The organism is Paraburkholderia sp. BL25I1N1, from assembly GCF_003002025.1.
Classification (GTDB): Bacteria; Pseudomonadota; Gammaproteobacteria; order Burkholderiales; family Burkholderiaceae; genus Paraburkholderia.
Genome location: NZ_PVZB01000002.1, coordinates 190,179 through 217,161 on the forward strand (window position 1 = coordinate 190,179; position 26,983 = coordinate 217,161).

Genomic DNA, 26,983 nt, shown 5'->3' on the forward strand with positions numbered 1-26,983 from the left:
GGGTCTCCTTAAACGAACAGACGGTCGGTGTTGACGAAGCCGCGCCCGTTCTCCGGGCACGAGCAACGGCAGGGATCGTCGGCCGGCACGCAGGCGTCGGCTGAATACGCGCGGTACGCGATCAGCTTGACGGGCCTCGGCTTGTATTCGGATGAAGGGTCGAGCGGATGCGGTGCGGTCGAAAACACGGCGAGCGTGTCCATTTCGAAACGCAGATCGAACGCGGCGCCGGCCGGCGAATGACTCGCTACGAAGCTGAGCGCGCCGTCCTCGCCGATCGCGAGTTTGCTGAAGAAGTTGATATTGGCGACGAGGTCGCGTGTGCCGAGTCCGTGCTTCGCCAGTTCGAGCAGCAGACTGTCGCGGCCGTTGCGGATCATTGCATTGCGGTGCTGCTGGTAACGCGCCTCGCCGTATTTCGCGGCGGACAATTCCGCGTCGCCGACGCCGCCGAGCGGATCGTGCCAGCCGAGCGTATCGGCGGTGATCGAGGCCAGCACGCGGCCCATGTCCGAATAGAGCACGTGGCCGCGCGTCAGATGCGCGGTGTGCTGCGCCTTCAGCGTATCGGCCATGTTGTAGCGTTCGAGCGGTTCGTCGTGCCGGTAGAACACGGCGGCCAGATTCGCGCCGCCTTCGCTATCGACGACGCGCAACGCCATGCCACGGCGCAGCACGCCGGACCAGTGCGTGCCGGCGGGAATCACCGTTTCCCATGCCACGTGCGGGATCGGTGCGAGATCGACAGGGGATTGCGTCGACATGGAGGCTCCAGGTATCGGTTGGGAATAAGCATGAGAGGGCGATTGACCGACATCGCGACCTCCCGGGCTTTTATCCCTCCGTGGAGCCTCGCCGGCGCCTTGAAAGAAGGTGAACGGCAAGACCGGATTGCTCTCGGACCAGACATCGTGCGCATTGACCTGCACACGACCGGAACCCTAGCGATCCTGAAGATGATGCAAATTACTTCGCACCTCTCGCTGCGTAGCTAAGCGAGTTGCGTGCCAGCGTTGTATCGAGGATGCGGCAAGTGTGGCGTGGCAAGGGATTGGATGCGATGCCCGCGGCAGGCAGGTAGGTGTGGGCCGATCGCGCACGCACCAGCGCCGTTTGTGAATCCGCACCAGTTGGATGCGCCGGGCACCACGATTGGGCTCGCCGCGGGCCCGCGCGACGCCGGATATGGCTCTGAACGATGGCATGGTGTGTGCGTATCAATGCGCCACATCCACTCCCTTCCTGACACGACCATGCCGACGCTTGCCGCTATCCGACGCGCGCTTTACACCTTGATGTCGGCACGTTTCATCGAGCTGCAAAAGCAACAGCGCCGCTCGTAACTGAAGCGGCGTGTTGTCGTGATGCTACGCATCCAGGCATTCGCCATTGGATCTCGGCACGTTTTAACTCAGCCTTAAGTGTTCAGATCCGCGCTCGCATAGCGCGCCTGTTGGCCGAAGCTCGACAACGCTTTCGAACCATCGGGCAACTGTAGTTCTCCGCGTTCGAGACGTTCCTTCAGATAGGTAAAACTCTGCGCTGTCTGCGCGAACAGATGGTCGCCCGCCGACACGGGCGGGTATTTCGCCACCGCTTCGGGCGTCGCGAATGGCGGCAGCGGCGCGACCACCGTGTGATAGTCGCAGGCGAAAAAGAGCGGGAACGAGTAGCGCTCCTCCCGCACCTTGCGCACGCGATGCGACGTCGCGATATACGTCCCGCCCGTCCACACTTCCAGCATGTCGCCGATGTTCACGACAAACGCGTTCTCGACCGGCGGCGCATCGATCCACTCGCCCTCGCCGTTCATCACTTCGAGTCCGGGCGCGGTCGGCAGCAGGATCGTGAAGCACTCGTAGTCGGTATGCGCGCCGATGCCAGGCCGGTCTTCCGCCGACGGATCGAGCGGATAGTGGATCAGCCGCAACTGGCTCGGCGGCTTGCGCAGATACCGGTCGAAATGCTGTTCGGGCAAGCCGAGCGCGAGCGAGAAGCCGCGAAACAGGGCGCGGCCGAGTTCGAACGTCGCTTCGTAGTAGCCGCTCACCGCTTCGCGAAAACCCGCTTGTTCCGGCCAGGTATTCGGGCCCAGCATCGGTGTGCCGGCGCGCACGTCGGGGTCGTCGGCGGGCAGTTCGCGGCCGGTGTCGAAGGCTTCCTTCCTGTCGCGCTTGCCGCCCGCGAAGACTTCCTCGCCTTCGGGCACATAGCCGCGATGCGCCGTCGACTTGCCGATGTAGTAGCGCATCTTCCATTCATGTTCGGCAGCGAAGAAGCGCCTGGCCTGCTCGATCAACGCGCTTTGCTGCGCGCGCGACACCTGGTGACCGGTGACATAGAAAAAGCCGGCCTCGCGTGCCGCGCGATCGAGTGCGCGCGCGGTGGCGAGCCGCCGGCTGGCGTCGTCGCTGAACAGGCCGCTCACGTCGACAATGGGTAGTTGCTGAAAGCCCGTATGGGTTGGGTTCATGAGATGTGCCTAGACAAGCTGCGCGCTGGTTTGAGATTGCGTCTGCTCTTTTCGCCCGCCGCCTCCTTCGCGCTCGGCAAGGAACGCAGCCAGATGGCGCCGTTCCTCGCGCCCCATCCATGTATTGATCTCCCACAGATCGGCCACCGGCGCGTTCGTAAACGGCAGCGTATGCAGATAACCGTCGGGGCCGAACTCCGGCGTCATCGTCGTGACGGTGTAGCCCTGCTCGATCTGCGCGCTCCACAGCGCTTCCCAGATCCGCTGATGCGAAGCGAGGCAGTCCGCATACTCGGGCGCCGCCGGATGCGGCACCTGCGGACCTTGCGGATAGCCGATACGGCCATGCAAATGATGCGCATGCGGCGCCAGTTCGAGGATCGTGTCCCACTCGCTGTCGAGCAGCCGCTCGCACACCGACACCCAATGGCTGAAGTCGCAGGTTAGCTTGAGCGCGGGCACGGCGCGCGCGACGTCGCGAGTGATCCAGGGGTTATAGAACGAGCGCCCACGGTGCGTTTCGAAGCTGCACGTCACATCGTGTTTCGCCGCGATCTCCACCGCGCGCGCGAAGAAGTCCAGCTGGGTCGCCGCCGGCCACGCATCGCAACCGGCCATGACGTTGAAGAAGCGCGGTTCGAGCGGCTTGCCCCAGACGATTTTCTCCTCGAAGTCTCGCAGATGATCGGCAGGCGTCGCGGAACGTTCCGGCACATAGCTGCCGGCCGTCGTGATCTCCGCGATGAAACCCAGGCGCTCGTCGGCAATGGCCTGCGCAAAAGCATCGCGCGCTGCGCCGCCGGACGGCACCGGCGCTTCGATGCCGTCGAAGCCGGCCGCCCGCACGAGCGGCGCGGCATCGCGCGGGCCGCCGTCGAATCCCCAGAACGTCTTGAACAATTCGAGTTTCATCGCCTCTCCATTTACATGCAAATTTGCATGCAATAGTACGCATGAAAAGCGCGAGTCAATAAACTATCCTTGCGTGGCCGTGGAATATTTTCGCGCGCCCGATTTCCGGCTCGATTAGCACTTAAACTGTGCAGCCCTCCTCCTCGTGGTGAATCGATGAAGAAGAAAATTGCGCGGGCCAAGGGGCAAGCCGTCGCGCGCGCCATTCTCGACATGGACTGGCAGTGGTCGGCGCATTTCGGCGATCTCGGCCTGAACGACCTGAACTACAGCGACCTGTTCTGCCGCATGTGGGTGGATCAGGGCGATCATTTCGCCAAGACAGCGCTCTACGAATTCATGCCGGGCGTGAGCCGCCGCACCGCCGTGCGGTACGTGCAGGAGTTGATCGACGGCGGCTGGCTGCTGGAAACGAGTTCCGCCGAGGATCGCCGCATCAAACAGGTGAGCCTCGCGGCATCGATCGAGGAACGGCTGGAGCAGTTTCTCGCTTACGTGCATCAACGGTTCGCGGCGCTGGATTGACTTCGCTCACGCGGAGCCGAAGTTGAACCGTTGCCGTAATCTCAACCGCGCAACCCGCTGGCATATTTCTCGCTAGATGATTCACCGAGAGGTGCGGCAGCGTCGCATCTTAGGGATGCTAGGGTTCCGGTTCGCGAGAATGTCTGGTCCGAGAGCAGCCCGGTGCGCCGACCGGTTCGCTTGCAATCCGATTGCAGGCACGTACTGGCGGCCGCACTACACGGCGGGACAAAAGCCCGGGAGATTGGCGATAGCAATGTCTATCGTGCCTCTCCGTGGCCGGTGTTTGTCTCCCGCAGTTTCCGCGTCGTTGTTCTCTCGCGGGAACCGGTCATGTTGTTTCATCGCGCAGTCGCCGCGCGATCCAACTCAACAATCGCAATTGACCGGTCTCCTGGAGAAAACGATGAAACGCTTCGCATCTGTCCTGACGTCTCGCACTCCCCGTGTATCAATCGCCTCGCCTGCCCGCTTCGCCTCGGCCCTGCGCACGCGTGGCGCGCTCGCTGTGGCCGCCGCCGCACTCGCTATCGGTCTTGCCGCGGGCCCTGCCGCCAGCCCGGCGCAAGCCGCGGCCGCACCGCTCGCCATCGGCTATAGCGACTGGCCCGGCTTCGTCGCTTTCCAGATCGCCATCGAAAAAGGCTGGTTCAAGGAAGCGGGCGTGGACGTCAATTTTCAATGGTTCGACTACTCAGCGTCGCTCGATGCATTTTCCGCCGGCAAGCTCGACGCGGTCGGCGCGACCAACGGCGACGCGCTCGTGACGGGCGCAAGCGGCGCGAAAAACGTGATGATCCTGCTCACCGACTATTCGAGCGGCAACGACATGATCGTCGCCAAGCCGCCGGTGCGCACGGTGGAAGGATTGAAGGGCAAGAAGGTCGGCGTGGAAATGGGTCTCGTCGATCACCTGCTGCTCGACACCGCGCTCGAAAAACATGCGCTGAAGGAATCGGACCTCACGCTCGTCAATGCGAAGACCAACGAATTGCCGCAAGTGCTCGCCTCATCCGGCGACGTCGCCGCGGTCGGCGCCTGGCAACCGAACGCGGGCGAAGCGCTCAAACGCGTGCCCGGCTCGCGGCCCATCTTCACCTCCGCCGACGCCCCCGGCCTGATCTACGACGCGATCACGGTCAACCCCGTCAGCCTGCAATCGCGCAAGGCCGACTGGGCCAAGGTGATCAAGGTCTGGTATCGCTGCGTGGCCTATATCAACGATCCGAAGACGCAGCCGGACGCGGTCAAGATCATGTCCGCACGGGTCGGCCTCACGCCGGCGCAGTACTTGCCCTTGCTGAAAGGCACGCACCTGCTCGACGCCGCGGCGGCGAAAAAGGCCTTCACCAAAGGCGACGGACTCGACTCCGTGTACGGTTCGAGCGCGAACGCCGACAAGTTCAACGTGCGCAACGCCGTGTACAAACAGTCGCAGAACGTGAGCGCCTATATCGATCCGGAGCTTGCCAACGCGCAGTAAGCGGCCCGCAAGGCGCCGCAATCGCAACCGCTAGACAGCCCGCGGACCCGAAACTGTTATTCTTGCGTCTCTCCCGACCGTCAACTGGTCGCCTGCCGCCTTCGGGCGGCACTCCAAGCGGCGCTTTGCGCCCGACTTCCGAGAGACAGGAATTTGCATGTTCGGTTTTCTGCGCGGCTATTTTTCCAATGACCTGGCCATCGACCTCGGCACGTCGAACACCCTGATTTACATGCGTGGCAAGGGCATCGTGCTGGACGAACCCTCGGTGGTGTCGATTCGTCAGGAAGGCGGCCCGAATGGCAAGAAAATCATTCTGGCCGTCGGCAAGGAAGCAAAACAGATGCTCGGCAAGGTGCCGGGCAATATCGAGGCGATCCGCCCGATGAAGGACGGCGTGATCGCCGACTTCAACATCACCCAGCAGATGATCAAGCGCTTCATCCAGATGGCGCACGAGTCGCGAATGTTCGCGCCGTCGCCGCGCATCATCATCTGCGTGCCGTGCGGGTCCACCCAGGTGGAGCGGCGCGCGATCAAGGAGGCCGCGCACAGCGCGGGCGCCTCGCAGGTCTATCTGATCGAGGAGCCGATGGCCGCGGCCACCGGCGCGGGCTTGCCGGTGTCGGACCCGACCGGCTCGATGGTGGTCGATATCGGCGGCGGCACGACCGAAGTGGGCGTGATCTCGCTCGGCGGCATCGTTTATAAAGGCTCGGTGCGCGTGGGCGGCGACAAGTTCGACGACGCCATCGTCAACTATATTCGCCGCAACTACGGCATGCTGATCGGCGAGCAAACGGCCGAAGCGATCAAGAAGGAAATCGGCTCCGCGTTTCCGGGCTCCGAGGTCAAGGAGATGGAAGTCAAAGGCCGCAATATGTCCGAAGGCATTCCGCGCAGCTTCACGGTGTCCAGCAACGAGATTCTCGAAGCGCTGACCGATCCGCTCAACCAGATCGTCTCGGCCGTGAAGATCGCGCTGGAACAGACGCCGCCGGAACTGGGCGCCGACATCGCCGAGCGCGGCATCATGCTGGCAGGCGGCGGTGCGCTGCTGCGCGACCTCGACCGCCTGCTCGCCGAGGAAACCGGCTTGCCGGTGTTCGTCGCCGAAGCGCCGCTTACTTGCGTGGTGCGCGGCTCGGGTATGGCGCTCGAACGCATCGACAAATTCGGCGGTGCGTTTTCTTACGACTGAGCCTGGCTTGCCGGTGAAAGCTCGACAAGCTGCCGCTCAGGAAACGAACGGCAGCTTGCTATCGCGCGCCGCGGCGAGCATCGACAGTGTGATCTTGCGCACTTCCAGCTTGCTCTGCGTGATATGCGCGCGCAGCAGAATGATCGCCTCAGTCAGGCGGTTGCGTTCGATCAGGTTGAGCATGGTGGAGTGCTCGTCGTAAGTCGCGCTGGTGCGGTGCGGTTTCAGAAAATCGAGCCGCCGCACGATGCGGATGCGCTCGGTCACTTCGTTATGCACGCGCAGCATTTCCGCGTTGCCGGTGGCGGCGACGAGTTGCCGGTGAAAGTTTTCGTCCATGCCGAACATTTTCACCGGATCGCTCTCGCGCAGTTCGGGAGCCACGCACCAGACCGCCTTCAATGCCTCGACGGCCGCATGCGCGACGTCACCACCCGCGCCCACCCGCTCCACCGCCGCGACTTCCAGCACGATGCGCAAATCGTAGAGCTGATCGAGTTGATCGAAGTTGATCGGCGCCACTTTCCAGCCGCGCCGGAAGCCGACTTCCAGATAGCCTTCGCGTTGCAGACGGAACAGGCCGTCGCGCATCGGCGTGCGTGACACGCCGTAGTGCTGCGCGATGCCGTTTTCGGAAAAGCGGTCGCCGGGAAACAGGCGAAAGCTGAAGATATCGGTCTTGAGCTGCTGGTACACCTGCTCGGCAAGCGGATTCGCCGCGGCCGGCGCGGCAGGCGTCTCCAGCATGCCGGATGCAGCGGGCGTCTCCAGCAGATTCGTCGGGTCGTCGTTCATGATGCCAGGGTCCCTTTTTTCTTATTATCGGTGTTTCATGGGCTGGCGGGCGAATGGATGAGACTCACGTGCGCGGCGACGATTTTCCAGCCTTCATCGGGATTGAGTCTCGCCCAGGTCTGCATCTGGCGGCCAAGCAGAGGCGTGGTGTCGCTAGTGAACTCGGTGCTCACGGTGGCGAAGTCCGTGCCGAAGGTCGTCACCACGGTTCGATTCAGCTTGCGCGACTTCGGCACCGGCTCGCAGCGCTCGCGCCACGCGCGGATCGCCTCGCCGCCATGCTGAATTTCGGCGATGCCGTAGCGCACCGTTTCCGGCGTGTGCCAGAACAGCGCGTTCATCGCCGCGACGTCATTATCGACCAGCGCGCGCTCGTATTCGATGAACGCCGCGTGCACCTGTGCCACGATTTCGGGCTGATTTACTTCCATGCTCGGGTCGTCTCGTCGATTTCGATCAATGAAGAAAAAGGCGCGGTCCAGCCGACAATGCCGCCTTGCGAACGCACCAAGTCGAGCGTCGCCTGTTTGAAGGCGGGGAAATAGCTCGCGGTGGCGTCTTCGATCAGCAGGCTGTCGTAGCCGCGGTCGTTGGCTTCGCGCATCGACGTTTGCACGCACACTTCGGTGGTCACGCCGGCGAACACCAGATGTGTGACACCGCGTATGGCGAGTTCCTCGCCGAGGCGGGTCGCATAGAACGCGCCTTTGCCGGGTTTGTCGATCACCAGTTCGCCGGCCAGCGGCGCGAGCGGTTCGATGATCGCATTGCCGGGTTCGCCGCGAATCAGGATGCGGCCCATCGGCCCGGCGTCGCCGATGCGCGCATTCGGCGCGCCGCGCAGACGTTTGGCCGGCGGACAGTCGGACAGATCCGGAGCATGCGATTCACGTGTATGCACGACGAACCATCCCTGCTTGCGTGCAAAAGCCAGTAACGCGGCCACGGTCGGCACGATGTCCGCGAGCAGCGAGACGTCGTTGCCGAGCGATTCGCCGAAGCCGCCCGGCTCGATGAAATCGCGCTGCATGTCGATCACGATCAGCGCGGTTTTCGCGGAGTCGAAGCTGAACGGGCCGGGTTGGGCGTCGATGGTCAGCGTGTTAGTCGATGTCATCCGATGGCTTCCCTGAGTTTTTCGGCGGGCACGGCGGGTTGCGTGGGCGTGTCGCCGTGGCCGGCCATATGCTGGCCGAGCACGGTGCGATCCGCGCGTGCCGCCGGGGTTTCGTACACCAGTTCGCCCTCGGCGATCACCATGATGCGGTCCGCGAGTTCGAGCAGTTCGTCGAGGTCTTCGCTGACCAGCAGCACGGCCGCGCCCGCGTCGCGCGCGGCCATCAGACGCGCATGGATATCGGCCACGGATGCGAAGTCGAGACCGAACACCGGATTCGCGACGATCAGCACATCCACCGGTTGCCCGAGTTCGCGCGCCAGCACGGCACGCTGCACATTGCCGCCCGACAGCGTGCCGATCGCGCGCTCGGGTACGGGCGGCCGCACATTGAATTCGCCGATCAATTGCACGGCGCGCTCGCGCATGGCACGGCGATCGAGCCACCAGCCGCCGCGCCGCAACGGCTCGCGGTCGAAGTCGCGCAGCGCGAGATTCTGCGCCACGCTCATGCCCCCGACGCAGGCGTTTTTTAGCGGCTCTTCGGGGATCGCGAAGACGCGCCGTTGCGTCATCTGCTCGCGGGTCGCCTGGTACGGCTTGCCGGCGACCTGCATGTCGCCGGTCTTCACGCGACGCTGGCCGACTAGCGCCTCCACGAGTTCCTTCTGACCGTTACCGGAGACGCCCGCGAGCCCAAGAATTTCGCCCGCGCGCACGGACAGCGTCGCGTGCTTCACCGCCGTGTGACCGCGATCGTCTTCCACGGATACGTCGCGTAGTGCAAGACGCACTTGAGCCGATTCATCGAGCGGTTTGCGCGGGACACGTTCCTCTGTCGCCGCGGCCATGACCGGCGCATCGCTCGCTGCCACTGTGCCCATCATCCATGCGGCGAGTTCATCGCGACTCGTGTTCGCCACCGCGCTGGTGCCGACCTGGCGCCCCTTGCGCAACACGGTGACGTCGTCCGCGTAGGCCATCACTTCGCGGAACTTGTGCGTGATCATCAACACGGTCAGCTCGCCGCGCGTGGTCAGGTCGCGCATCAGGCCGAGCACTTCGTCGGCTTCCTGCGGCGTCAGCACAGACGTTGGTTCGTCGAGTATCAGGAAGCGCTGTTGCAAGTAGAGTTGCTTGAGGATTTCGAGCTTCTGCTTTTCACCCGCGGCAAGCGCCGCGACCGGCGCATCGAGCGGCAGGCGGAACGGCATGCGCTGCATGAACGCCACTAACGCGGCGCGTTCCGCTTTCCAGTCGATTTTCCACGGCATCTGCCCGCGCGCGAGCAGCAGATTTTCTTCGACAGACAAGCCCGACGCCAGCGTGAAATGCTGATAGACCATGCCAATACCGAGCGCTTGCGCGTCGCGCGGCGAATGGATGTGCACCTCGCGGCCGTCGGCGGCGATCTGTCCGTCGTCGAGCACGCCGTAGCCGACCAGCCCCTTCACGAGCGTGCTCTTGCCCGCGCCGTTTTCGCCGAGCAGCGCGTGGATCGTGCCGGCCTTCACCTTGATCGAGACATCGTCCAGCGCGCGAAACGCGCCGAACGATTTGCTCGCATGCATCACTTCCACACCGAGAGCTTGCCGTACGGTCGACATGATCATCCACCTAGCGTTAGCAGCAAAGCGCCGGAGTCCGACACCGTGCCGAACACGCCGCCTTGCATCGTGATCATGTGCAAGGCGGCGTCGTGATTGCCTTTGTCAGTTGCGCCGCAGCAGTCAGCGAGCACCGTGCATTCGAAGCCGCGGTCGTTGGCTTCGCGCATGGTCGTGTGCACGCAGACATCGGTCGTGATGCCGGTGAGAATCAGATTCTCGATACCGCGCGTGCGCAGGATCAGTTCGAGATCGGTCGCGCAGAACGAGCCTTTGCCGGGCTTGTCGATCACGATCTCGCCCGCCAGCGGCTTCAGTTCGTCGATGATGTCCCAGCCCGGTTCACCACGCACGAGGATCTTGCCGCACGGACCATCGTCGCCGATGCCCACGCCGGGGGTGCCCGCGCGGCGGCTGCGCCAGCGCTTGTTAGCCGGCAAATCGGAGAGGTCGGGACGGTGGCCTTCGCGCGTGTGAATGATCGTGAAGCCCTGTTCGCGCATGACCTTCAGCACGCGTTTGATCGGCTCGATCGGCGCGCGCGTGAGCGAGAGGTCGTAGCCCATCTTGTCGACATAGCCGCCGTGGCCGCAGAAATCCGTCTGCATGTCGATGATCACGAGCGCGGTGTTCTCAGGGCGCAGATTGCCGTCGTAAGGCCACGGGTAGGGTCTCGCTTCGATGAATCGGGTCATGGTCTGGGTGTCCTGGTTTGGGTTCCTGAATATCGGCAAGGTCCGCGAATGGGCGAGCGTGTCAACGCGTCAGGCTCAGCTCGCCAGGCGCGCCCGCCAACGTGCGGTCCGGACGGCAATTGATGATCATGATCACGAGCGTGAGCACATACGGCGCGGCGTTGTAGAGGTAGTAGCCACTCGTCACGCCAATCGCCTGCAACGCCGGACCGAGCGCGCCCGCCGCGCCGAACAGCAAGGCGGCCCACAGACAGCGCAATGGCTGCCAGCGCGCGAAGATCACCAGCGCAACCGCCATCAGCCCTTGCCCGCTGGAAAGCCCCTCATTCCAACTGCCGGGATATACCAGCGACAGATACGCACCGCCGACGCCCGCAAATAACCCGCCCACCGCAGTCGCCGCAATACGCACACGCGTGAGCGGATAACCCATCGCCCGCGCCGTTTCCGCGTGATCGCCGACGAGCCGCAGCACCATGCCCCAACGCGTATTTCGCAAGCCCCATTGCAGAACGAACGCGAGCGCCACGCCGATCACGAACAGCAGATTCAGATGCAGCGCGTTATGCAATTGCGGCGACGAACTCCACGCGCCGAGGTCGATGAACGGCAGCATCGGCGCTTGTGGTTCGATAAACGGTTTGCCGAGATAGAACGCAAGCCCGGTGCCGAGCAGCATCAACGCGATACCGAACGCGATATCCGACACGCGCGGCAACGAACACACGAGACCGTGCAGGCAGCCGAGCAGCAAGCCGACCGAGCCTGCGGCAAGCACGCCGATCCACGGCGAGCCGCTCAGAAACGCGCCGGCGTACCCGCTCATCGCGCCGGACACGAGAATGCCTTCCAGGCCGAGATTCACGCGGCCGCCCTTCTCGGTCAGACACTCGCCGAGACTGACGAACAGATAAGGCGTGCTGACGCGGATCGCACCCGCGAACAGCGACAGCAACAGAATGACGATGGGCGAGTGCATATCAGGCATGGGTCTGCTCCAGTTGCACGGCAAGATCGGTCTGCGCAATGGCCTGCAACTTCACGCGCCATGCGGCGATGCGCCCGCCGAGCGCTTCCCACGCGAGCAGGTTGGCGAACAGCAGGCCTTGCAGGACGAGCGTGGTGGCATCGGGCAGATCGAGGCGCCGTTGCAGCAGACTGCCGCTCGCCTCGATGCCGCCGATCATCAGCGCGCACGCGATGATCGCGAGCGGATTCTGGCGCGCCGCGAAGGCGACGAGAATGCCCGCGTAACCGTAGCCCGCGAGTAGCGACGCGTTCGCGCTGCCCTGCACGGCAGCGACTTCGAACATGCCGCCGAGGCCCGCCGCGGCGCCGCCCAGCACGCATGCCGTCAGCGCGAGCCTATTGACGGGCAAACCGACCAGACGCGCCGCGCGATTGCTGCCGCCGACTACGCGCATTGCAAAACCCTTGGTGCTGAACTTCACGAACACCCATGCCGCGACGCATGCAACGACACCCCAAAGCAGCCCCCAATGCGTGTCGAGTCCAGGAATCGAACCGATCATCATCGCGTCGGGCACCGGCAGCGTCGACGGTTTGTTCAGGCTCGCGGGATCGCGCAGCGGCCCTTCCACGAGATGCTTGAATACCGCGATCGCGATATACGACATCAACAGGCTGCTGATCGTCTCGTTGACGCCGCGCCATTGCCGCAACGCGCCGACCGCGCCGATCCAGACGCCGCCGGCGAGCATGCCCGCGAGCGCCATCAACGGTGTGGCGATGAGCCAGGGCGTGTTATGCGGCAGCATCTGCGGAATGATGGCGGCGCACATGCCGCCGAGCGCGAGTGCGCCCTCGCCGCCGATCACGATCAAGCCGACTTGCGCGGGCAAGGCGACGCACAACGCGGTCAGCATCAACGGCGCGGCGCGCAACAAAGTGCTTTGCCACGCGAACGAGGAACCGAATGCGCCCTGGAAAATCAGCGCGATCGCGTCGGGCGCCGGTTGGCCTTGCACGAGCAGGAACAGCGAGAACAGCAGCAAGGTGCCGAGCACCGCCAGCACGGTCGGCAGCGCGGGCAGGAGCGAGAGCATCACTCTCGCGGCAGAGGCATTGGGGCGCATCACGGCTCCTTGATTGAAGCAAACATCGCCGTCACCGGAATCAGATCTGGCCGACGACACCCGCGACCAGATAGTTCATGCTCTCCAACGTGTAGTCGGTCTGACTGTGACTCGCGCCCGAGGCGATCGCCGTGCCGCCCTTGTTGTCCTTCATCGGGCCTTTGAAGATCACGAAATTGCCGGCCACCATGCTGCTTCTGATCGAGTCGGCGTTCTGCTTCGCGGCGGCCGTCACTTTCGCGCCATACGGCGACATCTTCACGAAGCCTTCTTTCAGGCCGCCGCGCAAGACGTTGGGTTGTGGCGTGCCGGCTAGCGCGCCCGTTACCAGTTGCTTGTACGGCGTCGCCCAATCCCATTCCGCGCCGGTCAGATATCCCTTGGGCGCAAGTGCGGCCTGGCTCGCGTGATAACCGCAACTCATTGCGCCGCGTTTTTCCGCTGTCTCCACCACGACCTTTGGACCATCGACGTGACAGGTCAGCACGTCGCAACCCTGATCGACGAGACTGTTGGTGGCTTCCGCTTCCTTGACCGGCATCGACCAGTCGCCCGTGAAAATCACCTGCGTGGTGATCGACGGATCGACCGACTGCGCGCCGAGCGTGAACGAATTGATATTGCGCAGCACCTGTGGAATCGGCTTGGCCGCGACGAAGCCGAGCTTTTTGCTCTTCGTCATATGACCGGCGACCACGCCGTTCAGGTACTGGCACTCGTCGATATAGCCGAAGTAGCTGGTGATGTTCGAGGGGTTGCCCTGCTTCCACAACCCGCCGCAATGAGCGAATCGCACCTTCGGATACTTCGCCGCCATCTTCAGCACATGCGGGTCGAAGTAGCCGAACGACGTCGCGAAGATGAGCGTCGCGCCGTCCTGTTCGATCATCGCTTCCATGGTCTTCTGCACGGCGATGGTCTCGGGCACGTTCTCTTCCTCCACCACCTTCACGTCGGGCATTTTCTTGATCACCGCGGCCGCTTGTGCCTGCGCCTGGTTGTAGCCGTAGTCGCCGCGCGCGCCGACGTAGATCACGCCGACGGTGGTCTTCGGCGCGGCGAACACCGACTGGATGGGCAGAATATTGCCGAGCGTCAACAGGCTGGCGCTCTTGATGAAATGGCGGCGGCTGGTCATGGTGTCCAATTCCTGATCGAAGGTTAAAGAGCGTTGGCCTGAGGGCTGGCTTGCGGCTTTGGCTTGAGGCTGGCCAGATACGCGAGCCAGCCGCCGAACGAGGTGATATCGAGTGCGCCGCTGTCGTCGCTCACGGCGGACGGCTCGCAGATGAAGCCCTTCACGCTGTGCCCGTCGGCGAGTTGCAACGTGCCGATGCCCAGCGGCGCGGGCACGTCGGCGACAAATTGACCGAAGGTTCGCAGCGGCACTTCCCAGAGTTCGATGGCGATCGGCCGGCCTTGCGGTTCCGTCGAACGCACGAGGCCGGGCTTCGGCGGCTGGGTGTTGGCGAGCGCATAGAGCTTGTAGCCTGGTGCGGTGTGCGTCGCTTTCACGAAACGCGCGCCGGCTTGCTGGAGTTGCCAGTTCAACGGCTGGCCGCGCAGATGCGCGCCGACCACCGCGAGGGTGACGGTGGGCTCCTGAAACGGCAACGGCTGGATGAGCGTGGTTGTTGTTGCGGCCTCCACGGTTTCGGCGCCATTCGCGAACAACGCCTGAATCCGTGCGCCCAATTCGGCGAGGCGCCGGTCCGCGCCGCTCGGCGCGATCAGCGTCACACCGGCCGGCAAGCCGTCGCTGCGCCGCTGACACGGCACGGCCAGCGCGCATAGATCCAGCAGGTTGACGAAGTTGGTGTAATAGCCGAGCTGACTGTTCAATTCGACCGGATTGGCCTGCACGTCGGCGATTGACGGATGCGTCGGCGTGGTGGGGACGATCAGGACGTCGATCGTTTCGAACAGTGCTTCGGCGTGACGCTTCAGGTCCGCTAGCGCGTACTGACCGTTAAAGGCATCGGCGGCGCTGAACTGCTCGGCCTTGCCGATCACTTTGGCCACGACCGCATCGATCGCCTGGTGATGGGTTTTGAAGAACGTGCCGAGCGCCGCGCGCCGTTCCGCGACCCACGGGCCGTCGTAGAGCAAGGCGGAGACGGCTTTGAGCGGCTCGAAGTCGATTGCTTGCGTGGGCAGATGCAGATGCGTCGTGAGCGTGTCGAGCGCTTGTGAAAACGCCTGGCTCGCTATTGCGTCGCCATAGAACTCCAGGCGCTCCGGCACGCCGATCCGTGGAGCCGAACGCAACAAGCCGAGAGCCGGCACTTTGCGCGAGTAGCCGTCGAGCGGATCGAAACAGGCGATTTCGGTCAGCACGCGCCAGGCATCGTCCACGTCGTGTGCGAACACGGAGATCGTATCAAGGCTTCGGCACGCGGGCACCACGCCACGTTTGCTGACCAGTCCCAGCGAAGGTTTCAGACCGGCCAGCCCGTTGAATCCGGCTGGCACGCGGCCGGAACCCGCAGTGTCGGTGCCGAGCGAAAACGCTACGCAACCCGTCGCCACCGCGACCGCCGAACCCGAACTCGAACCTCCCGACACGCGCAACGGCGATTCGCTGTGCCGCACGGCGCCATACGGCGAACGCGTGCCAACGAGGCCGGTGGCGAACTGATCGAGATTGGTCTTGCCGATCAGGATGGCGCCGGCATCGACGAGCCGCTGCACGGCGAACGCCGACGTGTCCGGCGTGTAGGCGAAAGAGTCGCAAGCGGCCGTGGTCGGCAAGCCGGCGACGTCGATGTTGTCCTTGACCGCGAACGGCACGCCGAACAGCGGCATGTGCTCGAACACGGCGCTGCCTTGCGCGTCGTATAACGCTTCGAGTGCCTTCGCGCGAGCCTGCACGTCGGCTGCCGGCACGCGCAGAATCCAGACTTCGGGGCGGTCGATTTCGTCGATTCGCGCCAGCGCCGATGATACGGCTTCAGTCGGCGTCAGGCTCCCCGCAGCGTATGCGGCGAGCAGACCCTTGACCGTCATGGGTGAAGAAATAGGCACCTGTTTTTCCTTGAGTTCAATCTTGAATACAAGTTTGGACTCAAATTAGCAGGAGCTATGCCAAGCGCTGATTCAGCCTCGCCAAATCGCTTCGAAGCCTTGCTGGGCGGTGCTGTCCCATCCGTGCCGGCGCGCGCATCGCGGCGCTGACAAGACCCCGCCGCGCGCTGCCCGTGGTGCAGCGCTCACCAACTCGGGGCTCACGCGCCCTGGATTCGCGCCGGCGCGCGCTTCGGCAACGCGGGCTGCGATGCCGGGGCCACCACGAACGCTCGCACCATCTCATGCGCTGTCGCTCATCGGCGCGCGCGGCAGCGACCGCGCGTTGCTTCGCCTCGCGCGCAATCTACGATCTATACTCGCGACACGTTTTCGCGAACCCTCAGTAGCGGAGCATCGATGCACGATCCACAACCCGCCGTCGCGCGAGGCGGCATGGTCACCAGTCCGCACGCGTTAGCCAGCGAAGCCGGCCGCGAGGTCCTGCGCGCGGGCGGCAATGCCATTGAAGCGGCCATCGCGATCGGCGCCGCGCTGTGCGTGACGTACCCGCATTTCACCGGCCTTGGCGGCGACGCCTTCTGGGTCATCGGCGACCGGCAAGGCACGTTGCGCACCTTATCGGGCATCGGCCAGGCCGCGGCGCAACTGCCGGAGTTCGACGCTGCGATTCCAGTACGCGGTCCGGCTTCTGCGATCACCACCGCCGCGACCGTCGATACATGGCATCAGGCTTACGAAATCAGCCAAAGCGTTTGGGGCGGCGAGCAGTCGTGGTCGTCGCTGTTCGACCGTGCACTCGAACTTGCCGCCGACGGCTTTCCCGTCACTCCGTCGCAACATTTCTGGCAAACCCTGCGCGCCGGCGAATTGCAGGCGTTGCCCGGCTTCGCGGCGGCCTTCGCGCCGCACGGCCACATTCCCGCGATCGACGAGCGCTTCGTTCAACCCGCGTTGGCAAAGAGCCTCGATCGTATTGCGCGTTTCGGCGCGCGTGAGTTCTACGAAGGTGAACTGGCTGAGCGGATCGCCCATGGTCTCCGGCAAGCCGGTTCCCCACTTAGCGCCAGCGACCTGGCCCGCACGCACGCGCGCAACGAAGCACCGTTGCGGGTCGCCTATCGCGGCGGCGAACTAATAAGCTTGCGGCCGCCCACGCAAGGCGTCACGACCTTGCAGATCATGGGCACGCTAGAACGTTTCGATCTTGCCGCCATTCCGGAAGGCAGCGCCGATTACTATCACCTGCTGGTGGAAGCGGTGAAATGCGCGTTCGTGGATCGTGACCGCTTCGTCTGCGATCCGGAGTTCAACCTCGTGCCGCTCGACCAGATGCTTTCACCCGCCACGCTCGACGCCCACGCGCGCTCGATCCATCTGCGTAAAGCGCGCGCATGGCCGCATGTGTTCCGTCCGGGCGATACCGTGTTCATCGGCGCGACGGATCGCGAAGGCCGCAGCGTGAGCGTGCTGCAAACGGTCTACTTCGATTGGGGCAGCGGCGTGGTGGCGGGCGACACCGGCCTTCTGTGGCACAACCGCGGCGCATCGTTCAGCACGAACCCCGCACATCACAATGCCGTGCAGCCGGGCAAGCGGCCTTTCCATACGCTCAATCCCGGCATGTATGTCAAGGACGGCCGCCCGCAACTCCTGTTCGGCACGCAAGGCGCGGACGGTCAGCCGCAAACGCTGGCGGCGATTCTCACGCGGCTGATCGACTACGGCATGGACCCGCTGACCGCCCTCGCCCGTCCGCGTTTTCTGCTCGGCAAGACGTTCTCCGACACGCGCGACGCGCTGAAACTCGAAGCGGACGCCGGCGCCGACGTATTCGCGGCGCTCGCCGCACGCGGACATGAAGTGAGCGCGATTGCGGCGCAAAGTCCATTGGCGGGGCATCCGGGCGTGATCCGCATTGAGGCGGACGGCTCGGCCACCGGCGCGCACGATCCTCGCAGCGACGGCCGGGCGCTCGCGGCGTGATCCGACGTGACGTGTCGCGACGTGGTGCGCGGCTATGTGATGGACGCCGGGACCTCACCCGAGGGTGAAACGGTCCCGCGTGGTCACATAGTCGCTCGCACCGAAGCGGCCCACCGGGAAATAATGCTGCAGCCGGACACGCCACGTTTGCGTGTCGATCAACTCGTCGCGCGCGTGCAACCGATGCACGCGTCCGATGAAAATCTGCCGGCTCGTCGTCTCCAGCGTCTCCCATGTCGTGCACTCGAACGCGACGGGCGCTTCGGCGATGCGCGGCGGCTTGACGTGCGAACTCGGCACCGGCGTCAAGCCGACTTCGGCGAGTTCGCTCACGTTCGGCGGCAGTCTTTCGCCGCAGCGGTGCATTTTTTCCGCGATGGCTTCGTCCGCGAGATGCACCACGAACTCGCCGGTGCGCACGATGTTCACCGCTGTGTCCTTCAGCGTGCCGTCGGCCACGCGGTTGACGCTGATCATCACGATCGGCGGCTCCTCGCCAAGCATGTTGAACATCGAGAACGGCGCGGCGTTGATGGTGCCGTCGGCGCCAAGCGTGGTGACGAGCGCGATCGGGCGCGGCACGATCAGGCTCGCCATCAGCTTGTAACGCTGGTATTCGGTGATCGCTTCGAAATCTATTTCCATGTCGGCGCCTGGTTGGGAGTGACGGATGCGGTGATGCCGAGCAACTGGCCAAGGCTCTTTTCGCCGCGCATCCGCGAGGTTTCGATCCGTTCTTCGAGGTCGCGCAGATGCGCTTCCATATGCGCCATCGCGCCTGCCGCATCGCGCGCCTCGATGCAATCGACGATCGCCGCGTGCTCCGCGTGTTCGCACGGCGCATGCCCCGGCGGTTCATACACGCCGACGATCAGCGAGCAGCGCGACACCAGTTCCTTCAGATAGTTTTGCAGGATCGAATTACCGGCCAGCGCGGCGATACGCATATGAAAGCCGCTGGCGAGCGTCGCCCAGGAAGGCTGATCGAAGCGATGCATCGCCTCATGTTCGCTCGCGAGCTGTTGACGCAACGCCTTGATGTCCTTGGCGTTCGCGCGCTGCACGGCCAGTTCGACCAGCATGCGTTCGACGGAGCGGCGCGCTTCGAAGATCTCGCGCGTTTCCTCGGGCGTGGGTTCGGCAATCACCGCGCCCTTGTTCGGCCGCAAGACGACAATGCCGTCATACGCGAGCTTTTCCAGCACGCGCCGCACCACCGCCCGGCCCACGCCGAACAGCTGGCACAACTCGGGCTCCGGCAGCTTCGTGCCCGGCGTCAGACGATGATTCAGCACGCCGTCGAAGATCGACTGGTAGATACGTGCGTCGAGATCCGCGTCGTCTTTCACAGGCTTTTTCGCGGTGGCCGCGCCGGCTTTCGCGTTCATGCGATGACCGGGCACACGATGCCGTCCCGTTCCAGCATGTCCATATGATCCGCAATGGCGCCCGGCGTGGTCATCCACACGTCGCCGCGGGCACGCGCCGCGGCGATATGTTCAAGCGCGCGGCGCAGATGCCGCAGGCGATACGGCTGCCCCACCAGATATGGATGCAACGCGATGCCCATCAGGAGCGACTGCGGCTGCGCACCGCGATTGGCCTGTTCGAGCATCTCGTCGAACTGGTCGACGATCATGTCGGCGAACGCGCGGCCGTCCATATGGCGGCCCACCATCATCGGTAGATCGTTGAGTTCCTGCGGATACGGAATCGACCAGAGCGGCGCACCGCGCGTGGCCATCCGCACGGGACGGTCGTCGTGACACCAGTTCAGCGTGTAGCGATAACCGGTCTCGGCAAGCAGATCGGGCGTCAGATGCGACTCCGAAATCCACGGCGACAGCCAGCCGTGCGGCGCTATACCGGACACTTCGGCGATCCGTTCCCGGCAATGCAGAAGCAGTTCACGTTCGCCGGTTTCGTCGAGATCGCTCTGACGGTGCGCGTTCGTATGGCCATGTCCGATCAGTTCGTCGCCGCGCGCCACGCAGGCCGCGATCAACTCCGGGCAATGATCGTAGAGCGCCGTGTTGATGAGCGTGCCCGCGGGCAGTTCGAGTTGATCGAACAGTTCGATGCAGCGCCACGCGCCGACCCGATTGCCGTACTCGCGCCAGCTATGGTTCAGCACATCCGGCTGCGGCGAGATCGGACCGAGCGCGGCGCCCAACCCTTCGCCAAAGGCAAAGTGTTCGATGTTGAAACCCAGATAGACCGCGAGCCCGCTGCCGCCGGGCCAGCGGTACGCGTCGCTGTCGGTGATCGGGCGGTACGCGAAGCGGCCATGCGTGGCAAGCAATTGACGCGCGCGACTCGCTGCGGCGGGCATGTTCCGTATGTCGTTCATTTGAAGAAGCCGTGGGTGAGAAAAAGCGCCGCGCCGCGTGAGCGCATGAACCGGAATGGCCGGTTCATGCCCCGCGACGGACCCGGCGCGCACCGCGATCGCGCAAAAGAATCGTTGGAATCGCTAACGATCGACGCTGCGGATCGTTTGCAATATGTGAGCCAACTCGTAGACGTTAAGCACACCGGCGCGTCGGCAATCAATCGGCTATCGCGATGCAAACCATGGCACATGTCTTGCATTTGCCTGGTCTCGTTCAGGCGCCGCGTTGCTTTCCGCGTCCCTTGCTTTATCGTCGCTCACGAGGACACCCCTTCATGATTCAGCCTGCTTCAACGGTGCTCGAAACCAAAGCCGCCGATATCGAACTGGTGCACGTGTCGAAGCAATACGGCGACTCGCTTGCCGTCGACGCGATCGATCTGCGCATCGACGGTGGCCAGTACTGCTGTCTGCTCGGGCCGTCGGGATGCGGCAAGACCTCGACCTTGCGCATGATCGCCGGGCATGAATCGGTCACCGACGGTGACATTCTGATTGCCGGCCGCAATGTCACGCGCGCCGAACCCGCTGCGCGCGGCACGGCCATGGTGTTCCAGAACTACGCGCTGTTTCCGCATCTGAGCGCGCTCGACAACGTCGCGTTCAGCCTGAAGATGCGCGGCGTCGTCAAGGACGCGCGACGCAAACGCGCCGCCGAATTGCTCGAACTGGTCGCCATGTCGGCGTACGCCGAACGCAAACCGGCTCAGTTATCCGGCGGCCAGCAGCAACGGGTCGCGCTTGCCCGCGCGTTGCTGAATCAGCCGGGCTGCCTGTTGCTCGACGAACCGCTTTCCGCGCTGGACCCGTTCCTGCGCGTGCAGATGCGCGCCGAACTCAAGCGCTGGCAGAAAGAACTCGGCATTACCTTCGTGCACGTCACGCATTCGCAGGAAGAAGCAATGGCGCTGGCCGATCTCGTGGTGGTGATGAGCCATGGACGTATCGAGCAAAGCGGCACGCCGCACGAAGTGTTCAACCGTCCGCGCACCGAGTTCGTGGCGCGCTTTCTCGGCGGTCACAACGTCTTCAATACCAATGGCCGCGCGTTCACCGTGCGCGCGGATCATCTGCGTGTCGTGCCGCATGGCATTACGCCGGTGCAGAACGCGAGCGGCGACAACGGCATGACGCGCATCGGCGGCGTGCCCTGCACCGTGCGTGAAGCTGAATATCAAGGCACGCATCTGCGCGTGACGCTCGACCCGCTCGACGGTTCGCCCGAGCTCGTCTCGCTGGTGAGCGACGGCGATTACGACCCGGCGCGGCTCGGCCCCGAGGCGCGCGTGGTGGTCTGGTGGGAAGAGCGGGACGCGCATCCGCTTGCGGCGTGAGTAACGAACCGAGTCGTCCAGACGTGGCTGCAACTTCGAACAAGCGATAACCAAACGCCAACCAAACGTCAATCGAACGTCAACTGAGGAGAAAGCAATGAGTGAAGCGAACGAAAGCCCGGCAGCGGCCGCAACGGATGTGAAGGAAAAAGGCCTGTCGCGCCGCACGTTCATCAAGGGCGCGGTGGCGGCGGCCGGCATTGCCGGCTTTCCGTACGTGCACGCGCAGGAAAAAATCACGTTGCGCTACCTCGGCACGGCGGTCAATCAGAGCGCCGACATCGCGAAGAAATTCAAGGAAGACACCGGCATCGAAATTCAATACGTGCCGGTGACCACTGACGACGTCGCCAAGCGCATCATCACTCAACCGAACTCGTTCGACATTGTCGACACCGAATACTTCGCGCTCAAGAAGCTGATTCCGGCCGGCACGCTGGCCGGCATGGACGCGAAGCGCATCAAGCTCGCGGACAAGATCACGCCGGTGCTCACGCGCGGCGAAGTGAACGGCAAGAAGATCGGCGATCAAGGCACTGCGCCGAAGAAGGTGATGTTCCTCACTGGCGCGCGCTCGACGGAATTCTCCGCCACGCCGACCGAATGGATGACGCTGATCCCCACCACCTACAACGCGGATACGCTCGGCATTCGGCCCGACCTGATCAAGCGGCCCATCGACAGTTGGGCGGAACTGCTGAATCCGCAGTTCAAGGGCAAGGCGGCGCTGCTGAACATTCCCGCGATCGGCATCATGGATTCGGCCATGGCGATCGAGGCGATGGGTCACGTGAAATACGGCGACAAAGGCAACATGACCAAGGCCGAGATCGACCAGACCATCAAGATTCTGATCGAAGCAAAGCGCGCCGGCCAGTTTCGCGCGTTCTGGAAGGACTTCAACGAGAGCGTGAACCTGATGGCGTCGGGCGAAGTGGTGATCCAGTCGATGTGGTCGCCGGCGGTCACGAAAGTCCGAACCATGGGTGTCGCCTGCAAGTTTCAGCCGCTCAAGGAAGGCTATCGTTCGTGGGCGTCGGGCTTCGGTTTCCCGCGTTCGCTGCAAGGCAAGAAGCTCGACGCCGCCTATGAGTTCGTCAACTGGTTCCAGGACGGCTGGGCGGGCGCGTATCTGATGCGTCAGGGCTATTACTCGGGCGTGCTGGAAACCGCGAAAACGCACATGCAGCCGTACGAGTGGGACTACTGGATCGAAGGTAAACCAGCCGCGCAGGACATCAAGGCACCGGACGGCCTGTTGCTCGAAAAAGCCGGTACCGTGCGCGACGGCGGCTCGTACAACCAGCGCATGGGCGCGATTGCCTGCTGGAACGCGGTGATGGACGAGAACATCTACATGGTCCAGAAGTGGAACGAGTTCATCGCGGCCTGATCACAGCCGTGGTTCGCCATGACAGCCGGCACGCGACACGCCGGCTGTCACCACCTGTCCGGATGAACGCATAGTCCGCCCCTTAGAAATACGCCCATGGCAACGATCGACCTTCCCTCGCACGCGCAGGACGAGCCCGTCAAACATCGCCGCGCGCCGGCGTGGTTGCAGGCGACGCCCCTCTCGCTGACCTTCCTGCTGTTTTTCATCGTGCCGCTGGTCATCACGCTGATCGTCAGTTTCTGGGACTTCAACGAATACCAGATCATTCCCGCATTCACGCTGAAGAACTACGCGGCGATCTTCAACGGCTGTTCGTCGCTCACGGACGTTTGCGTCACCTTCAAGACCTACTGGTCGACGCTCAAGTTCTGCGCGATCGTGTGGACAGTGACCCTGCTGCTGGGATTTTCGATCGCTTACTTTCTCGCGTTCCATGTGCGCACCACGAGCATGCAGACCGTGCTGTTTCTCGTCTGCACGATTCCGTTCTGGACCTCGAACGTGATCCGCATGATTTCGTGGATGCCGCTGCTCGGGCGCAACGGCCTCGTCAATCAGGCGCTGCTCGGTGCGCATCTGATCGACCAGCCGCTGGAATGGCTGCTGTATTCGAACTTTTCGGTGGTGCTCGCCTTCGTTCACCTCTACACTTTCTTCATGATCGTGCCGATCTTCAACGCGATGATGCGCATCGACCGCTCGCTCCTCGAAGCCGCGCGCGACGCCGGCGCGAGCGGCTGGCAAGTGGTGCGCGACGTGGTTCTGCCGCTGTCGAAAACCGGCATCGTGATCGGCTCGATCTTCGTCATCACGATCGTGATGGGCGATTTCCTGACCGTCGGCGTAATGGGCGGCCAGCAGATCGCGTCGGTGGGCAAGATCATTCAGGTGCAAACCGGCTACCTGCAATTTCCCGCCGCGGCGGCCAACGCGATCATGCTGCTCGCCGTGGTGCTGATGATCGTGTGGGGTTTGACGCGGGTGGTCGACATCCGCAAGGAGTTGTGAAGATGCAGGCCATTCGCGTCAAACATCGTGAGCGCCGTCCGGCGAGTTTCTATTGGCTCGCGCTGCTGTTCGGCCTGTTCGTGTTGTTTCTTTATGGACCTGTGATCACGATTTTCATTCTGTCGTTTCAAGGCCCCGAAGGCGGCCTCACGTTTCCAATGCGCGGTGTGTCACTGCACTGGTTCGCCATGTTGCGCGATGGTGTGGGCGATGTCGATATCTGGGGTGCGTTCGGACGTTCCGTGCGGCTCGCGTTGGTAGTCACGGTGCTGACGGTGCTCTTTTCCGTCGCGGCCGGTCTCGCATTTCGCAGAAAATTTCGCGGCGATACCGCGGTGTTCTATGTCTCCGTGGCCAGTCTCATCATGCCGTCCATTATCGTTTCGCTCGGCATCGGCTTGACGTTCCGCCTGCTGGATAACGGCGTGAAGTATTTCGCCACCGCGTGGGGCTATCAGTCTTTCGCCGACAGCTATACCACGTCGATGGGCCTGTTCACCTCGGCGCTCGGCGCGCATCTGACGTGGACGCTGCCGTTCGGTCTGCTCGTCATGTTCGCGGTGTTCAACCGCTTCAATCCCGCATACGAAGAAGCCTCGCGCGATCTGGGCGCCACCCCATGGCAAAGCTTCCGGCATGTGGTGCTGCCGATCATCGGTCCCTCGGTGGTGGGCGTCGCCATGTTCGGCTTCACGCTCTCCTGGGACGAAATTGCCCGCACCTCGCAGGCGATCGGCGACCAGAACACCTTGCCGCTCGAGCTTCAGGGTCTCACCACATCGGTGACCACGCCGGTGATCTACGCGCTGGGCACCATGACGACGCTGTTGTCGCTGACCGTGATGGGCGTGTGCCTGCTTGCCGTGCGCATACGCGCGCGCAGGCGCGCGGCGGCGGGACTGAAATAAGCCGCGCGCCTATCGCGGCGCGCGCCACTAGCATTTCACTCCTGCTGCTAAGAATCGGCCAAATACTTCGTTGCTAGCACCCAGCGGCGTCCCTTAACGTTCTCTGATTGCGCCTTGCGCGCACCCGTTTCGGAGAACCCATGTCCGCAGTTCAAGCAACGAATCCCGATCACAGCATCGCCGACGCCGCGCAACTCTTCGGCGACGACCCGCTGACCCGGCGCTTCGCATCGGTTTTCGCGCGTATCGCCGAGGGCGCGGTCGAGCGCGAACAGCGTCGCGAACTCGCCTATGCGCCCGTCGAGTGGCTGCGCGAAGCCGGCTACACCAAGCTGCGCGTGCCCAAACAATACGGCGGCGAAGGCATCTCGCTCGCGCAGTTCTTTGCACTGGTCACGCGCCTCGGCGAAGCGGATTCGAATCTGCCGCAAATCCTGCGCGTGCATGGCGGCTTTATCGAATCGCTGCTGGAACAAGGCGACGAATCGTTGTGCGACCGTTGGCTCACACGTGTTGCGCAAGGTCAGATTGTCGGCGGCGCGGTGTCGGAGCGCACCGGTGTCACCAACAACAGCGTGCGTCTCACGCAAACCGGCGGCGCCTGGCATCTCGATGGCGAGAAGTACTACACCACCGGCACGCTCTACGCGGATTGGGTCGACGTGACCGCGCATGACGGCCAGAGCGACGTGCGCGTGCTCGTCAAAGCCGACACGCCGGGCCTCGAACGTATCGACGATTGGGATGGTTTCGGGCAACGGCTCACGGGCAGCGGCACGGCGCGCTTCACTCGTGTGGCGGTTGCACCCGACAATCTCTATCGCCGTTATAACGCCTCCGAGCCGCGTCGCAACAGTCTGCTCACCGCTTACTACCAGGCGCTGCATGTCGCGAACCTCGCGGGCATCAGCCGCGCGGCGCTGCGCGACGCGGTCGCGTTCACCCAAGCCAAAACGCGCACGTTCGGTGTGCCGGGCGAATCGAGTCCGCGCGACAATCCGCTCGTGCATCGCGTGGTCGGGCGGCTCGCGAGTCTGGCGTATTCGACGCAGAGCATCAGCGCGTCGCTCGCGCGCGCGATCGACGAGGTTTCGGTCGCGCGACAGGAAGGCCGCACCAACGAACAGACCTACATCAACCTCGACATCCAGACCTTCCAGGCGCAACAGATCGTCATCGAGCAGACGTTGCAGGCGGCGACGCTGCTGTTCGAAGTGGGCGGCGCATCGGCGACCAGCGAGACGCGCCGCTTCGATCGCTACTGGCGCAATGCCCGCGTGCTGGCGTCGCACAATCCCGCGATCATTCGCGAGGCCGCGATCGGCGATTTTTACCTGAACGGCAACGCGCACAACGAGCGCTTCGGCGTGGCGCGCGAAGCGGCGCCGGCTACCGAAGCGGCCACGGCAACAGCATAGGACCGCTGTCGCGCGGGTCGCCGGCTTCGTGTGGCACAGTATCGTCAGGCGCATGCGCTAAGCTTGCGCAATCGAACAGCCCTGACGAGCGACATGAAGAACCTGCCTGCCTACGAGCCGCCGGTCGACGAGAACCAGCTTCTGCTGAAATGGATCCGGCGCGCGCGCGAATCCCAGATGAGCCACTACGACATGGCCGACCTGCTGTCGGCGCGCGACCGCAAGGTCGGCTGGCTCGTGACCGCCCTGACCGCTTTCGTGGGCACGGCGGTGTTCGCATCGCTGAATCTGTCGGCGGTTTCGCCGGGACTCAGGATTTTCGTCGGCCTCGTGAGCGTGACGGCCGCGGTCTCGGCCGCGTTGCAGACGTTCCTGCGCTACGCCGAGCGCGCCGAAAAGCATCGCGCGGCCGGTGCGCGCTATGGCGCGGTGCGCCGCAGGCTCGAAGCAATTTTCGCGGGCGATGCCGATGCGCGTGACGGCCACTACCTCACGGCAATTCGCGATGAACTCGACCGGCTGGCCGAAGATTCGCCCAACGTGCCGCCGCGCGTTTTCTACCGGACGCAGCGGACGCTGTCCACGGATGCGCAGCGTAAGCGCGGCGACTAAC

Annotated in this window: 25 protein-coding genes and 2 riboswitches; of the genes, 10 read left to right on the forward strand and 15 right to left on the reverse strand. The window is 63.7% G+C overall.

Translation table 11 applies throughout. The features are described from left to right. Positions 1-8: 8 nt before the first annotated feature. The 3 genes from B0G73_RS03680 to B0G73_RS03695 all read right to left on the reverse strand — a co-directional run bounded on the left by B0G73_RS03680 (position 9) and on the right by B0G73_RS03695 (position 3,385). Positions 9-764, reverse strand: coding sequence for an urea amidolyase associated protein UAAP1 (locus B0G73_RS03680; RefSeq protein WP_106278000.1), 756 nt, complete (start codon positions 762-764; stop codon positions 9-11). 57 nt (positions 765-821) lie between these two features. Continuing rightward, a riboswitch (guanidine-I (ykkC/yxkD leader) is annotated at positions 822-956 on the reverse strand. Positions 957-1,417: 461 nt separating this feature from the next. After that, complete coding sequence (locus B0G73_RS03690) at positions 1,418-2,473, reverse strand: isopenicillin N synthase family oxygenase (RefSeq protein WP_106278003.1); 1,056 nt, start codon at positions 2,471-2,473, stop codon at positions 1,418-1,420. 9 nt (positions 2,474-2,482) lie between these two features. Next, positions 2,483-3,385: a sugar phosphate isomerase/epimerase gene (locus tag B0G73_RS03695; protein ID WP_106278005.1), complete on the reverse strand. Its 903-nt coding sequence runs from the start codon at positions 3,383-3,385 to the stop codon at positions 2,483-2,485. A gap of 156 nt (positions 3,386-3,541) precedes the next feature. Between B0G73_RS03695 and B0G73_RS03700 the strand changes: the two genes are divergently transcribed. The 3 genes from B0G73_RS03700 (at position 3,542) to B0G73_RS03710 (ending at position 6,594) form a co-directional block, all read left to right on the forward strand. Further along, positions 3,542-3,910, forward strand: a complete 369-nt coding sequence (locus B0G73_RS03700; protein WP_106278007.1) for a MarR family transcriptional regulator — start codon at positions 3,542-3,544, stop codon at positions 3,908-3,910. Between the two features lie 107 nt (positions 3,911-4,017). Next, positions 4,018-4,155: riboswitch (guanidine-I (ykkC/yxkD leader) on the forward strand. Positions 4,156-4,316: 161 nt separating this feature from the next. Then, complete coding sequence (locus B0G73_RS03705) at positions 4,317-5,393, forward strand: ABC transporter substrate-binding protein (RefSeq protein WP_106278009.1); 1,077 nt, start codon at positions 4,317-4,319, stop codon at positions 5,391-5,393. Positions 5,394-5,550: 157 nt separating this feature from the next. Next, a complete protein-coding gene (locus tag B0G73_RS03710) occupies positions 5,551-6,594 on the forward strand; it encodes a rod shape-determining protein (protein WP_106278011.1) in 1,044 nt (347 codons plus the stop codon). 36 nt (positions 6,595-6,630) lie between these two features. On the opposite strand, the gene B0G73_RS03715 is transcribed toward B0G73_RS03710, so the two are convergent. The 9 genes from B0G73_RS03715 to atzF form a co-directional block, all read right to left on the reverse strand. Then, positions 6,631-7,389 (reverse strand): GntR family transcriptional regulator, encoded by a 759-nt coding sequence (locus B0G73_RS03715; protein ID WP_106278013.1) that lies wholly within the window; start codon positions 7,387-7,389, stop codon positions 6,631-6,633. Between the two features lie 35 nt (positions 7,390-7,424). Then, the gene (hpxZ, locus tag B0G73_RS03720) at positions 7,425-7,820 is read right to left on the reverse strand and encodes an oxalurate catabolism protein HpxZ (protein WP_106278015.1); all 396 of its coding nucleotides are present in this window, start codon (positions 7,818-7,820) and stop codon (positions 7,425-7,427) included. Next, the gene (locus B0G73_RS03725; RefSeq protein ID WP_106278017.1) at positions 7,811-8,506 is read right to left on the reverse strand and encodes a cysteine hydrolase family protein; all 696 of its coding nucleotides are present in this window, start codon (positions 8,504-8,506) and stop codon (positions 7,811-7,813) included. The genes hpxZ and B0G73_RS03725 overlap by 10 nt, the downstream gene beginning before the upstream one ends. Next, entirely contained in the window at positions 8,503-10,113 is a 1,611-nt protein-coding gene (locus B0G73_RS03730; protein WP_181196485.1) for an ABC transporter ATP-binding protein, read from the reverse strand. Before B0G73_RS03730 ends, B0G73_RS03725 begins: the two co-directional genes overlap by 4 nt. Before the next feature lie 2 nt (positions 10,114-10,115). After that, the gene (locus B0G73_RS03735; RefSeq protein ID WP_106278019.1) at positions 10,116-10,808 is read right to left on the reverse strand and encodes a cysteine hydrolase family protein; all 693 of its coding nucleotides are present in this window, start codon (positions 10,806-10,808) and stop codon (positions 10,116-10,118) included. A gap of 61 nt (positions 10,809-10,869) precedes the next feature. Next, a complete protein-coding gene (locus B0G73_RS03740; RefSeq protein WP_106278020.1) occupies positions 10,870-11,796 on the reverse strand; it encodes an ABC transporter permease in 927 nt (308 codons plus the stop codon). Further along, on the reverse strand, positions 11,789-12,904 hold the full coding sequence (locus B0G73_RS03745; protein ID WP_106278022.1) for an ABC transporter permease: 1,116 nt from the start codon (positions 12,902-12,904) through the stop codon (positions 11,789-11,791). The genes B0G73_RS03740 and B0G73_RS03745 overlap by 8 nt, the downstream gene beginning before the upstream one ends. 40 nt (positions 12,905-12,944) lie before the next feature. Further along, positions 12,945-14,042, reverse strand: a complete 1,098-nt coding sequence (locus B0G73_RS03750) for a BMP family ABC transporter substrate-binding protein (RefSeq protein WP_106278024.1) — start codon at positions 14,040-14,042, stop codon at positions 12,945-12,947. Positions 14,043-14,065: 23 nt separating this feature from the next. Then, positions 14,066-15,910, reverse strand: a complete 1,845-nt coding sequence (gene atzF, locus B0G73_RS03755) for an allophanate hydrolase (RefSeq protein WP_106278026.1) — start codon at positions 15,908-15,910, stop codon at positions 14,066-14,068. 417 nt (positions 15,911-16,327) lie between these two features. Between atzF and B0G73_RS03765 the strand changes: the two genes are divergently transcribed. Continuing rightward, positions 16,328-17,914 carry a gamma-glutamyltransferase family protein gene (locus tag B0G73_RS03765; RefSeq protein WP_106278028.1) on the forward strand — a complete coding sequence of 529 codons (1,587 nt, stop codon included), beginning with the start codon at positions 16,328-16,330 and terminating at the stop codon, positions 17,912-17,914. A 54-nt stretch (positions 17,915-17,968) separates the two neighbouring features. On the opposite strand, the gene B0G73_RS03770 is transcribed toward B0G73_RS03765, so the two are convergent. From B0G73_RS03770 to B0G73_RS03780, 3 genes are read right to left on the reverse strand one after another with little or no spacing between them, the layout of a single operon-like run. Next, positions 17,969-18,559 (reverse strand): flavin reductase family protein, encoded by a 591-nt coding sequence (locus B0G73_RS03770; protein WP_106278030.1) that lies wholly within the window; start codon positions 18,557-18,559, stop codon positions 17,969-17,971. After that, complete coding sequence (locus B0G73_RS03775; RefSeq protein WP_106278032.1) at positions 18,550-19,302, reverse strand: GntR family transcriptional regulator; 753 nt, start codon at positions 19,300-19,302, stop codon at positions 18,550-18,552. The genes B0G73_RS03770 and B0G73_RS03775 overlap by 10 nt, the downstream gene beginning before the upstream one ends. Next, positions 19,299-20,264: a polysaccharide deacetylase family protein gene (locus B0G73_RS03780; protein ID WP_106278034.1), complete on the reverse strand. Its 966-nt coding sequence runs from the start codon at positions 20,262-20,264 to the stop codon at positions 19,299-19,301. Before B0G73_RS03780 ends, B0G73_RS03775 begins: the two co-directional genes overlap by 4 nt. 317 nt (positions 20,265-20,581) lie before the next feature. On the opposite strand from B0G73_RS03780, the gene B0G73_RS03785 reads away from it, so the two are divergent. The 6 genes from B0G73_RS03785 to B0G73_RS03810 all read left to right on the forward strand — a co-directional run bounded on the left by B0G73_RS03785 (position 20,582) and on the right by B0G73_RS03810 (position 26,982). Then, positions 20,582-21,640, forward strand: a complete 1,059-nt coding sequence (locus B0G73_RS03785; RefSeq protein ID WP_106278036.1) for an ABC transporter ATP-binding protein — start codon at positions 20,582-20,584, stop codon at positions 21,638-21,640. 97 nt (positions 21,641-21,737) lie between these two features. After that, positions 21,738-23,033, forward strand: coding sequence for a PotD/PotF family extracellular solute-binding protein (locus B0G73_RS03790; protein WP_106278037.1), 1,296 nt, complete (start codon positions 21,738-21,740; stop codon positions 23,031-23,033). A gap of 96 nt (positions 23,034-23,129) precedes the next feature. Next, entirely contained in the window at positions 23,130-24,044 is a 915-nt protein-coding gene (locus tag B0G73_RS03795) for an ABC transporter permease (protein WP_106278039.1), read from the forward strand. Positions 24,045-24,046: 2 nt separating this feature from the next. Further along, on the forward strand, positions 24,047-24,952 hold the full coding sequence (locus tag B0G73_RS03800; RefSeq protein ID WP_106278041.1) for an ABC transporter permease: 906 nt from the start codon (positions 24,047-24,049) through the stop codon (positions 24,950-24,952). Positions 24,953-25,092: 140 nt separating this feature from the next. Next, the gene (locus B0G73_RS03805) at positions 25,093-26,370 is read left to right on the forward strand and encodes an acyl-CoA dehydrogenase family protein (RefSeq protein WP_106278043.1); all 1,278 of its coding nucleotides are present in this window, start codon (positions 25,093-25,095) and stop codon (positions 26,368-26,370) included. 93 nt (positions 26,371-26,463) lie between these two features. After that, positions 26,464-26,982: an SLATT domain-containing protein gene (locus tag B0G73_RS03810; protein ID WP_106278045.1), complete on the forward strand. Its 519-nt coding sequence runs from the start codon at positions 26,464-26,466 to the stop codon at positions 26,980-26,982. The last annotated feature ends 1 nt before the right edge of the window (position 26,983 follow it).

What these genes read in the sequence shown, in the direction of transcription:
- B0G73_RS03680 (WP_106278000.1), bottom strand. Translation starts at nt 764, where the DNA reads ATGTCGACGCAATCCCCTGTCGATCTCGCACCGATCCCGCACGTGGCA.
- B0G73_RS03690 (WP_106278003.1), bottom strand. Translation starts at nt 2,473, where the DNA reads ATGAACCCAACCCATACGGGCTTTCAGCAACTACCCATTGTCGACGTG.
- B0G73_RS03695 (WP_106278005.1), bottom strand. Translation starts at nt 3,385, where the DNA reads ATGAAACTCGAATTGTTCAAGACGTTCTGGGGATTCGACGGCGGCCCG.
- B0G73_RS03700 (WP_106278007.1), top strand. Translation starts at nt 3,542, where the DNA reads ATGAAGAAGAAAATTGCGCGGGCCAAGGGGCAAGCCGTCGCGCGCGCC.
- B0G73_RS03705 (WP_106278009.1), top strand. Translation starts at nt 4,317, where the DNA reads ATGAAACGCTTCGCATCTGTCCTGACGTCTCGCACTCCCCGTGTATCA.
- B0G73_RS03710 (WP_106278011.1), top strand. Translation starts at nt 5,551, where the DNA reads ATGTTCGGTTTTCTGCGCGGCTATTTTTCCAATGACCTGGCCATCGAC.
- B0G73_RS03715 (WP_106278013.1), bottom strand. Translation starts at nt 7,389, where the DNA reads ATGAACGACGACCCGACGAATCTGCTGGAGACGCCCGCTGCATCCGGC.
- hpxZ (WP_106278015.1), bottom strand. Translation starts at nt 7,820, where the DNA reads ATGGAAGTAAATCAGCCCGAAATCGTGGCACAGGTGCACGCGGCGTTC.
- B0G73_RS03725 (WP_106278017.1), bottom strand. Translation starts at nt 8,506, where the DNA reads ATGACATCGACTAACACGCTGACCATCGACGCCCAACCCGGCCCGTTC.
- B0G73_RS03730 (WP_181196485.1), bottom strand. Translation starts at nt 10,113, where the DNA reads ATGTCGACCGTACGGCAAGCTCTCGGTGTGGAAGTGATGCATGCGAGC.
- B0G73_RS03735 (WP_106278019.1), bottom strand. Translation starts at nt 10,808, where the DNA reads ATGACCCGATTCATCGAAGCGAGACCCTACCCGTGGCCTTACGACGGC.
- B0G73_RS03740 (WP_106278020.1), bottom strand. Translation starts at nt 11,796, where the DNA reads ATGCCTGATATGCACTCGCCCATCGTCATTCTGTTGCTGTCGCTGTTC.
- B0G73_RS03745 (WP_106278022.1), bottom strand. Translation starts at nt 12,904, where the DNA reads ATGCGCCCCAATGCCTCTGCCGCGAGAGTGATGCTCTCGCTCCTGCCC.
- B0G73_RS03750 (WP_106278024.1), bottom strand. Translation starts at nt 14,042, where the DNA reads ATGACCAGCCGCCGCCATTTCATCAAGAGCGCCAGCCTGTTGACGCTC.
- atzF (WP_106278026.1), bottom strand. Translation starts at nt 15,910, where the DNA reads ATGACGGTCAAGGGTCTGCTCGCCGCATACGCTGCGGGGAGCCTGACG.
- B0G73_RS03765 (WP_106278028.1), top strand. Translation starts at nt 16,328, where the DNA reads ATGCACGATCCACAACCCGCCGTCGCGCGAGGCGGCATGGTCACCAGT.
- B0G73_RS03770 (WP_106278030.1), bottom strand. Translation starts at nt 18,559, where the DNA reads ATGGAAATAGATTTCGAAGCGATCACCGAATACCAGCGTTACAAGCTG.
- B0G73_RS03775 (WP_106278032.1), bottom strand. Translation starts at nt 19,302, where the DNA reads ATGAACGCGAAAGCCGGCGCGGCCACCGCGAAAAAGCCTGTGAAAGAC.
- B0G73_RS03780 (WP_106278034.1), bottom strand. Translation starts at nt 20,264, where the DNA reads ATGAACGACATACGGAACATGCCCGCCGCAGCGAGTCGCGCGCGTCAA.
- B0G73_RS03785 (WP_106278036.1), top strand. Translation starts at nt 20,582, where the DNA reads ATGATTCAGCCTGCTTCAACGGTGCTCGAAACCAAAGCCGCCGATATC.
- B0G73_RS03790 (WP_106278037.1), top strand. Translation starts at nt 21,738, where the DNA reads ATGAGTGAAGCGAACGAAAGCCCGGCAGCGGCCGCAACGGATGTGAAG.
- B0G73_RS03795 (WP_106278039.1), top strand. Translation starts at nt 23,130, where the DNA reads ATGGCAACGATCGACCTTCCCTCGCACGCGCAGGACGAGCCCGTCAAA.
- B0G73_RS03800 (WP_106278041.1), top strand. Translation starts at nt 24,047, where the DNA reads ATGCAGGCCATTCGCGTCAAACATCGTGAGCGCCGTCCGGCGAGTTTC.
- B0G73_RS03805 (WP_106278043.1), top strand. Translation starts at nt 25,093, where the DNA reads ATGTCCGCAGTTCAAGCAACGAATCCCGATCACAGCATCGCCGACGCC.
- B0G73_RS03810 (WP_106278045.1), top strand. Translation starts at nt 26,464, where the DNA reads ATGAAGAACCTGCCTGCCTACGAGCCGCCGGTCGACGAGAACCAGCTT.